We start from the raw sequence: 9098 nt of genomic DNA on the forward strand, positions 1-9098 counted from the left end.
AATGCGGCGGAGGCGGAAGAAGCTTCAGCGCGGGGCGCGCTTGGCCAGGATGCGCTGCAGGGTGCGGCGATGCATGTTGAGGCGGCGCGCGGTTTCCGAGACGTTGCGGTCGCAGAGTTCGTACACCCGCTGGATATGCTCCCAGCGGACGCGGTCGGCCGACATCGGATTTTCCGGCGGCTCCGCCTTGTCGTGCGGGCGCTGCGTCAGCGCGGCATGAATGTCGTCGGCATCGGCCGGCTTGGACAGATAGTCGATGGCGCCGAGCTTCACGGCGGTCACGGCCGTCGCGATGTTGCCGTAGCCGGTCAGGATGACGGCGCGAGCCTCCGGCCGGCGGGAATGGATCGCCTCGACCACGTCGAGGCCATTGCCGTCTTCCAGCCGGAGATCGACAACGGCGAAGGCCGGGGCGGATGCGTCCACCTTGGCGTTCGCCTCGGAAACGGATTCGGCGGTTTCCGTCAGGAAGCCGCGTTTCTCCATGGCGCGGGCGAGCCGCTGGGAGAAGGATTTGTCGTCGTCAACGATAAGAAGCGTCTGGTCGCCAGATGCGGCCAAGGCGGAAGAAACATCCGACATCGGTCCACTTTCATGAAAGTCAGCCCGGCATTTCGTCGCACGCCGGCTGGTTCTTCTTAAAGTAAGAACTCGCCCGGGGTAATCAAGTTACCGCGATGGGTTTGGTCCTGTAGGGGGCGGTTTCCGGCTCCTTGAAGGCGCCACGCGGCCAGGTGACGCTGACCACGGCGCCCGTTCGGGGTGCCTTGCGGTTGGTGAAGGTGAGCTCCGCGCCCGAGCGCTCCAGCAGCGTCTTGGCGATGAAGAAGCCCAGCCCCATGCCGCCATGCTCGCCCGTCGGCAGCGCGTTCGCGTCGGTCCGCCGCGTCGTCACATAGGGCTCGCCGATCCGGTCCATCACTTCCGGCGAGAAGCCCGGTCCGTCGTCGCAGATCTTCACCGACACGGTGCGGGAATCCCAGAAGGCTTCCAGCTCCACCGCCTCGCGGGCGAAATCGACGGCGTTCTCCACGAGGTTGCCGAGGCCGTACATCAGGCCCGGATTGCGAACCGCCACCGGCTCGGCGCCGACGCCGTTCTGCTCCACGCGGATATCGATGCCGAAATCATGATGCGGATCGCTGACCTCCTCCAGGATCTGCGAGAAGGACATGCGGCCGAGATGCTCTTCCGGCGCGGAGGAGAGCGAGGTCAGCTTGGACAGGATCTCGCGGCAGCGGCGCGACTGCGCCTTGAGGAGGCGGATGTCGTCGGCGCGGGGATCGTCGTCGGTGATCTCGCTTTCCAGCTCGTTGGCCACCAGCGCGATGGTGGCGAGCGGCGTCCCGAGCTCGTGCGCCGCCGCCGCCGCCAGCCCGTCGAGGGCGGAAAGGTGCTGTTCGCGCTGCAGGATCAGTTCGGTCGCCGCCAGCGCTTCCGCCAGTTCCCGCGCTTCCTGCGCCACGCGGAAGCCGTAGAAGCCGATGAAGCCCAGCGCGCACATGAGCGCGATCCACACGCCGCCGAGATAATGCAGAGGCGCCACGAACCGGCTGCCAGCGAACCACGGCAGCGGCATGTGCTCGAAGACCAAAGCCGTCGCGGCCGCCAGCACCAGCGCGCCCAGCAGAAACGTCTTGTCCGGCTGCAGCGTGCCGGCGGACAGCACGACCGGCGCCAGCAGGAGCACGGCGAAGGGGTTTTCCAGCCCGCCCGTGAGATAGAGGAGCCCGCTCAGTTCCAGGATGTCGAAGGCGAGGATCGCCGAGGACCAGGTCGGGATCAGCCGCACCGAGGAGGGAAAGCGTATCCGCAGCGCGATGTTCAGCCAGGCGGAAATCGCGATCAGCGTGAAGCAGGCCCCGAACGGCAGCGGGAAATCGAACCAGAGGCCGACGACCAGCACGGCCGCCGTCTGGCCGCCGATGGCCAGCCAGCGAATGCGCATCAGCGTGGAAAGCCTGAGGCTTCGCCCGGAGAACTGGCGTTCGATGGTGAGCTGCCGCATGCGTGCTGTCGATCCGCGAAAGGGCCCTAGCGTTCGCAGCCCCCGTTTGCTGTTGCAAGTGCGATTGCTATAGAACCGCAGCAAAGGAGTGCTCAATGGCCGAATTGCGGGTGGTCGTCGTGGGAGCGGGAGGCCGCATGGGCCGGGCGCTGATCAGGGCCGTGGCCGACGAAAGTCGGATGCGGCTGGTCGGCGCGCTGGAGCGTCCGGGCTCCGCCGTGCTGGGAATGGACGCGGGAACTCTGGCCGGGATCGAGCCGCTGGGCGTCGCCGTCACCGATCACGCCTCCGATCTCTTCGACGGGGCGGACGCGGTGCTCGACTTCACCTCGCCCGCCGCGACGCTCGCCTATGCGGAGCTTGCCGGGACGCGCGGCCTCGTCCACGTGATCGGCACGACCGGCATCGAGGCGCAGGACGAGGAAACGCTGCGGCTGGCCTCCCACGGCGCCCGCATCGTCAAGTCCGGCAACATGAGCCTCGGGGTCAACCTGCTGGCGGGTCTTGTTCGTCAGGCCGCCGCCGCGCTCGGGCCGGACTTCGACCTGGAAATCCTGGAAATGCACCACCGCCACAAGGTCGATGCGCCGTCCGGCACCGCGCTGCTTCTGGGCGAAGCGGCGGCGGAAGGTCGCGAGATCGCGCTGGGGCAACATTCCGTGCGCGTGCGCGACGGCCATACCGGGCCGCGCGAGCGCGGCACGATCGGCTTTGCCACGCTGCGCGGCGGCTCCGTCGTGGGCGACCACATGGTCGTCCTCGCCGGCGAGGGAGAGCGCATCGAACTCACCCACCGCGCGGAAAACCGCACCATCTTCGCCCGCGGCGCCGTCCGCGCCGCGCTCTGGGCCCACGAGCAGAAGCCCGGCCTTTACAGCATGGCCGACGTCCTCGGCCTTTCGACCTGAACGGAGACACCATGGAACGCCTTCTCGTGCTCGTGCGCCACGGCCAGAGCGAATGGAACCTGCAGAACCTCTTCACCGGCTGGCGCGACCCGGACCTGACGGAGAAGGGCGTGGAGGAAGCCAAGGCTGCCGGCCGCCGCCTCGCCGCATCGGGCCTCGGCTTCGACATCGCCTATACCAGCATGCTCGGCCGCGCCCAGCGCACGCTCGGCCTCGTGCTGGACGAACTCGGCCAGACCGGGCTGGAGACGATCAAGAAGCAGGAGCTGAACGAGCGCGACTACGGCGAGCTTTCCGGCCTCAACAAGGACGACGCGCGCGCCAAATGGGGCGAGGAGCAGGTCCATGTCTGGCGCCGCTCCTATGACGTGCCCCCGCCCGGCGGCGAGAGCCTGCGCGACACCGGCGCCCGCGTCTGGCCCTATTACATGACCGACATCCTGCCGGGCGTGATGAACGGCAAGCGCACGCTGGTCGCCGCCCACGGCAATTCGCTACGAGCGCTGATGATGGTGCTGGACAAGCTGACGCCGAAGACGGTGATCGATCTGGAACTCGCCACCGGCGTCCCTGTCGTCTACCGCCTCAACGCGGATACGACCGTGGCGGAGAAGCTGGTCCTGAAGGGCTGAGGCCCGGTTTGGCCGGGCGCCCTCGCCGCCCGGCCGTCATCAACCTGTCAAAGGGCATCCATAGGAGTTCGCCGTCTGAATTGGGGGCTCCTTGTGAAGAAATCGTCTCGCCTGGCAGTGCTTGCGCTCACCTGCTCGATCTCCGCTCCGGCGGTCGCCGCCGACCTTCAGGTCCTGAAAGCGGACGATCCGACGCAGGACTGGAAGGTCGTCGAATATCCGGGCGGCAAGCAGGCGACCTATACGGTCGGCATCGGCTCCGCCGCCTTCCGCGCTCCCGGCGACCCCGCCGACATGATCTGGACCATGTCCGATCGCGGCCCGAACTTCACCTGCGACGACGCCAGGGACATCATGGGCGAGGCGAGCCAGGCGATGTGCAAGGGCATCAAGAACTCGCGCTTCTACCCGACGCCCGACTATACGCCCTCCATCTACCACGTGCAGCTCGACCGACAGGCGGGCACCTTCGCCGTGAAGGACGTGATCGCCATCAAGACGCGCTCGGGCAAGCCGGTCTCCGGCCTGATCAATCCGCAGACCGCCGCGATCACCGATCAGCCGATCGACCTCAAGGGCAACAAGCTGCCCCTGGATCCGGATGCCGTGGATTCCGAAGGCCTCGTGCGCCTCTCCGACGGCACGTTCTGGATCTCCGAGGAGATGGGCCCGTCCATCATCCACCTGACCGCCGACGGACGCATGGTGAAGCGCTTCGTGCCCGCCGATGCCGCCGGCGACTACGCCAAAACGGATGCGGAGATCTCCGCCACCCTGCCGGCGATCCTGTCGAAGCGGCAACCGAATCGCGGCACGGAAGCGCTGGCCGTGTCCCCGGACGGGAAGTTCCTCTACTTCATGGTCCAGAACCCGCTCGCGAACCCGGATGCGGACGTCTACAAGAAGGCCAGGAACACCCGCATCTTCAAGATGGACCGCGCGACCGAGACGCTCGTCGGCGAGTATGTCTATCAGCTCGACGATCCCATGAGCTTCGAGGCCGATCCCTCCCGGAAGCAGAACAATCCGCGCGTTTCCGAAATGTCGGCTCTCGGCCCGGACCGACTGCTTGTGCTGGAGCGGACGGACAAGGACACCAAGCTGCACGAGATCGCGCTGGACGGCGCGACCAATATCCTCGCCACGCCGTGGGACGACCTCGCCACCAGCCCCAGCCTGGAGCAGCGGAACGATCTGTCCGGGACGGATGTGAAGCCCGTCACCAAGACGCTGCGCTACGATTCGTTCAAGGACGGCAAGGGTGTGCCGGACAAGACGGAAGGCGTCGCTTTCCTCGGCGACGGTTCCATGGCGCTGATCAACGACAACGATTTCGGCATCACCGGCGAAGTCACCAGGATCGCCATCGTCAAGGGCCTCGTGACGCCCGACCCGGACGTCTACTCCGGGAAGTGAACTCTCCACGCGAGAGAAGTACGGAAGGGCGGCTCCCGGGCCGCCCTTTTTCTTGGGCGCGGATGCCACACCGGGGACAATTCAACGTCGCGCCGCCAGGATCGACTTCCACAGTCGACCATCCCGGCTAGAACAAAGACTTGTTTGCCAAGCATCTTCCGGGGGGCAGGTGCATGAACTTCTATTACGCCAAGGCCGGCGCGCCGCACGGCCCGGTATCCCGTAACACCATCGACGCGCTCTTCGCGCGCGGCGAGATCGATCGGCAGACGCTGGTCTGGCAGGAAGGCTGGCCGGACTGGCAGCCATATTACCAGATCAGCAACGCTTCCGGAGAACGGCCCATCCTGCCTCGCCTTCCTGCTGCTTCTGCGTTGCAGGAGAAGAGAGGTGGACCAGTCCTGCGGTTGTTCGCGCGCATGCTCGATATCGAACTGGCATTGATCCCCGTCCTGGTTCTGTTCGTCGTCCTGCAGAAAAGTGGCTGGATCCCGAGCCAACCGGTGCTTGAGACCTACGACCCGCTTCCCGACATGGCGCTGTTCTGTTCGGCGTACCTGTTCAACGCCATTCTGGCTGCGATTTTCGGCAACTCGCCCGGCAAGAAGATCCTTGGCCTGCGCCCCGTTCGCTCCGACGGAAGCGGCAGGCTTGGCCTTGTCGGCATGGTCAAGCGGGAGCTGTCGATCTACCTCGCGGCAACCTCCTTCACCGTTCCAGGTGTTTTCGGGCAGATCTACGCATTCCGGGTCCTGCGCAGCATGCTCGCGGGGAAGCGGCCGCCCTATGACCGTGGGAGATCCGATGTCTTGGCAAGCTCCATCGGAAAGGCGCGGATGGCCGCCGGAATTCTGGTGCCGGTCATGCTCCTTGCCGGCGCTCTGGTCCTGGCGGACCTCGGCGAGCAGTTGAAGCGCAAGCCGGTGTTTCAGCGCGAGCAGACGCTGGAGGGCGAATCCGACGGCTGGACGGACATGGACGGCAATCCGGTGACCTTGCCCAGCTACTGAGGGCGGCTACGCGCTGCCGATCAGGATGCCGACGGCGAAGACCAGAGCGCCGCCGACGATGATCTGAAAGGCCGCCCGGAAGAACGGCGTTTCCATGAAGCGCCACCGGATCCAGGCGATCGCGACGAGTTCGAAGATCACAACGATGAAGGCGAGCCCTGTCGCCGTCCAGAATTGCGGAATGAGGTAGGGCAGCGCATGGCCGAGGCCGCCGATGGCGGTCATCAGCCCACAGGAGATGCCGCGCGCCAGCGGGGAGCCCCGCCCGGTCAGCGCCCCGTCGTCCGAAAGCGCCTCGGTGAAACCCATGGAGATGCCGGCGCCGATGGCGGCCGCAAGTCCGACCAGAAAGGTGTTCCAGGTATTCTGCGTGGCGAAGGCCGCGGCGAAGACGGGCGCCAGCGTGGAAACCGAGCCGTCCATCAAGCCTGCGAGGCCCGGCTGCACATAGGTCATGACGAAGCGGCGGTGGGCCAGCGCGTCCTCGGTGCTGCGCCGGTCCGTGGTCAGGGAGGTACCCTCCAGCGCTTCCGCCTTCTGGACGTGACCGGCTTCCGCGGCCGCGAGATCGCCAAGGAGCTTGCGCGTTTCCGCGTCCTTGGTTCGCTGAGCCGCCCGCGTGTAGAAATTGGCGGCGTCCTCCTCCATCGCCTCCGCTTCCTTGCGGACGCGGTCGAGGCCGAGCTGGCTGATCAGCCAGTACGGTCGCCGGTGATAAAAACCGGAGACGTGCTCGCGCCGAATGACGGGGATCGTTTCGCCGAAGCGCACGCGAAAGCGCTCGATCAGGAGGCGGCGGTGCTCGTCCTCCTCGGCCGCCATGCCGTCGAAGATACCGGCGCTTTCGGGATAGTCCGCCCGGAGCTTCTCCGCATAGGTCGCGTAGATGCGCCCGTCTTCCTCCTCGGAGGAGATGGCAAGCGCGACGATTTCCTCCTCGGTCAGTTCCGAAAAGCGTTTCCGGTGATGAAAACCCGGGATCATCTGCCTCTTCCGTCCATCAGCCTTCCAGCTGTAGCGAGCGAAACCGGTGCGGCAAAGACGATAAAATCAGGAGATGTCCGGTCGAGTTAGCACCCGGCCGGAAAGCCGCGGCAAAAGCGTTCAGCCCTTCGGCCCTTCGTCCTTGCCGCCCTGCTTCTTCTCCGCCTCGCGGGCCTCCTTGCCCTCCGGCGCCTTTTCAAGCTCGTGCTCGACGATCTTGCGCGAGCCCTCGGCCTTTTCCTCGTCGAGATTGTCGGGAGCGGTCATGGCGTCCTCCATCTGTCTGCGCGAAGAACCGACAGAAGGGTCACCGGTTCCCGGCGTGCCTCGCAGCTCGGCGTTATCGCGCGTGGCGGAGATCGGCGACGAAATCGCGATAGGCGCGCTCGCGCTGCTCCAGGTCTGGCGTGCGGAGCAGGAAGGACGGATGCACCGTCAGCATCACGCGGAAGCCGCGCGGATCGTCGGAGGGCCGGCCGCGCTCGCTCATCACCTTGACCGCGCGACCGTACACGGCCTGAGCCGCCGTCGCTCCCATCGCGATGACGACTTCCGGATGCACCACGGCAAGTTCGCGCTCCAGCCACCATTTGCAGGCCTCGATCTCCGGCCGGTCCGGCTTCTTGTGGATGCGCCGCTTGCCGCGCGGCTCGAACTTGAAGTGCTTCACCGCATTGGTGACGTAGACCGTATCGCGGTCGATCCCCGCTTCGGCCAGCGCGCGGTCGAGAAGCTGCCCCGCCGGGCCGACGAAAGGCAGGCCGGCGAGATCCTCCTTGTCGCCCGGCTGCTCGCCCACCAGCATTACCCGCGCGTCCGACGGACCTACGCCGAAGACGGTCTGCGTCGCGTCCTTGTAGAGGTCACAGCGCGTGCAATGCGCGGCATCCTCGCGCAAGGCCGCGATCGTCGTGTTCGGGCCGATATCGAGGCCGCTATCGGCTACATCGAGATTGCGGGCGGCAGCCGGCGTCGCGCCGAAGAGATCGGGCGAAAAGCTGTCTGGCGTGGCGTGTTGCTTGCGGGACATGGCGCTCTCCTCCGGGTGGAAATGCCCGGGCGGGGAACGCCGTTCCCTCCTCGCCCCGGCTCAGGCGAGGACCTTCTGCATGAAAACGAGATCCAGCCAGCGATCGAACTTGCGGCCGACCTCCGGCATGCGCCCCGTCTCGGTGAAGCCGAGCCGCTTGTGCAGCGCCAGCGAGCCCGGATTGTCCCCGGCGATGCCGCCCAGCATCACATGCAGGCCCGCCTGACGCGCTTCCGCTTCCAGAGCCTGCATCAGGGAGGTGGCGACGCCGCGACGGCGGGCGCTTTCCGCGACATAGACGGAATGCTCCACCGTGTGGCGATAGCCGTCGAAGGCACGGAAGGCGCCGTAGCTGGCATAACCGAGCACCGGTTCGCCCTCGTCCGCGCCTCCGAGCGCGACGAGCACGGGGAAACCCGCCTCGACCCGCGCCCGCCACCACTGGCGGCGGTTCTCCCAATCCACGACGACCTCGTTCCAGATCGCCGTCGTGTGCTCCACGGCATGGTTGTAGATGTCGCGGATCGCGGCGAGGTCGGCTTCTGTGGCGTGGCGGATCGCGGTCATGGCTCGATCTTCTTGTAGAAAAAGGTGGCCGAGGCAAGCACGCCCTCGGGGGTGAAGCTGTGGCCCGGCAGAACGCCGGTCTCCGTCCAGCCGCAGCTTCGATAAAGCGCTTCGCCGGGCGAGCCGCTCTGCGTGTCGAGGATCAGCAGCGTGCGTCCCGAGGCCAGCGCGGAAGCCTCGGCGGCGGCCAGCAGTCGCCGGCCCAGCCCGCGGCGGCGGACCGAGGAATGAACCAGCATCTTGCCGATCTCCGCCCGGTGCGGCGCATTGGGCTGCGGCGCGAGCGTAACCACGACGGTGCCGAGAATCCGGCCGCCCGCAGCGCGGGCGACGAGGATCGTCCGCGTTCCATCGGCGACGCCCGGCAACTGGCCGCGCCAGAAGGTTTCCGCCTCCGTCGTCGTGAACCCGGCCATGAAATTGACAGACGCTCCGCCCGCGACGGCATCGACCAGCACTGCCGCGAGATCCGGCAGCGCCGCCTCGGCCGCTTCAGGCTCGAGCGCCTCGATCGTCAGGTCTTCCCCGGCTCCTTCCGCCATG

At 66.7% G+C, this 9098-nt stretch carries 10 protein-coding genes and 1 pseudogene; 4 read left to right on the plus strand and 7 right to left on the minus strand.

The window, feature by feature from the left end:
• Positions 1-24 precede the first annotated feature (24 nt).
• Both BMY25_RS08705 and BMY25_RS08710 read right to left on the minus strand, forming a co-directional pair.
• Positions 25-582, minus strand: coding sequence for an ActR/PrrA/RegA family redox response regulator transcription factor (locus tag BMY25_RS08705; protein ID WP_092496252.1), 558 nt, complete (start codon positions 580-582; stop codon positions 25-27).
• Between the two features lie 82 nt (positions 583-664).
• The gene (locus BMY25_RS08710; RefSeq protein WP_092496253.1) at positions 665-2008 is read right to left on the minus strand and encodes an ActS/PrrB/RegB family redox-sensitive histidine kinase; all 1344 of its coding nucleotides are present in this window, start codon (positions 2006-2008) and stop codon (positions 665-667) included.
• Between the two features lie 95 nt (positions 2009-2103).
• On the opposite strand from BMY25_RS08710, the gene dapB reads away from it, so the two are divergent.
• The 4 genes from dapB (at position 2104) to BMY25_RS08730 (ending at position 5974) form a co-directional block, all read left to right on the plus strand.
• On the plus strand, positions 2104-2916 hold the full coding sequence (dapB, locus tag BMY25_RS08715; RefSeq protein ID WP_177176791.1) for a 4-hydroxy-tetrahydrodipicolinate reductase: 813 nt from the start codon (positions 2104-2106) through the stop codon (positions 2914-2916).
• Between the two features lie 11 nt (positions 2917-2927).
• Positions 2928-3548, plus strand: coding sequence for a 2,3-bisphosphoglycerate-dependent phosphoglycerate mutase (locus BMY25_RS08720; protein ID WP_092496254.1), 621 nt, complete (start codon positions 2928-2930; stop codon positions 3546-3548).
• A gap of 93 nt (positions 3549-3641) precedes the next feature.
• Positions 3642-4964 carry an esterase-like activity of phytase family protein gene (locus BMY25_RS08725; RefSeq protein WP_092496255.1) on the plus strand — a complete coding sequence of 441 codons (1323 nt, stop codon included), beginning with the start codon at positions 3642-3644 and terminating at the stop codon, positions 4962-4964.
• A gap of 173 nt (positions 4965-5137) precedes the next feature.
• Entirely contained in the window at positions 5138-5974 is an 837-nt protein-coding gene (locus BMY25_RS08730; RefSeq protein ID WP_092496256.1) for an RDD family protein, read from the plus strand.
• Between the two features lie 6 nt (positions 5975-5980).
• Here the strand turns inward: BMY25_RS08730 and mbfA are convergent, their stop codons facing one another.
• From mbfA to BMY25_RS08750, 5 genes and pseudogenes are all read right to left on the minus strand, one after another.
• Positions 5981-6958 (minus strand): iron exporter MbfA, encoded by a 978-nt coding sequence (gene mbfA / locus BMY25_RS08735; RefSeq protein WP_092496257.1) that lies wholly within the window; start codon positions 6956-6958, stop codon positions 5981-5983.
• A 120-nt stretch (positions 6959-7078) separates the two neighbouring features.
• A complete protein-coding gene (locus tag BMY25_RS20760) occupies positions 7079-7225 on the minus strand; it encodes a hypothetical protein (RefSeq protein ID WP_177176792.1) in 147 nt (48 codons plus the stop codon).
• 73 nt (positions 7226-7298) lie between these two features.
• A pseudogene (locus tag BMY25_RS08740) lies at positions 7299-7865 on the minus strand (UdgX family uracil-DNA binding protein); the annotation flags it as partial.
• Between the two features lie 183 nt (positions 7866-8048).
• Positions 8049-8555, minus strand: a complete 507-nt coding sequence (locus BMY25_RS08745) for a GNAT family N-acetyltransferase (RefSeq protein ID WP_092496259.1) — start codon at positions 8553-8555, stop codon at positions 8049-8051.
• Positions 8552-9097 carry a GNAT family N-acetyltransferase gene (locus tag BMY25_RS08750; RefSeq protein WP_092496260.1) on the minus strand — a complete coding sequence of 182 codons (546 nt, stop codon included), beginning with the start codon at positions 9095-9097 and terminating at the stop codon, positions 8552-8554. Before BMY25_RS08750 ends, BMY25_RS08745 begins: the two co-directional genes overlap by 4 nt.
• Position 9098 lies beyond the last annotated feature (1 nt).

It is taken from the genome of Faunimonas pinastri (genome assembly GCF_900110915.1).
Taxonomy (GTDB): Bacteria; Pseudomonadota; Alphaproteobacteria; order Rhizobiales; family Afifellaceae; genus Faunimonas; species Faunimonas pinastri.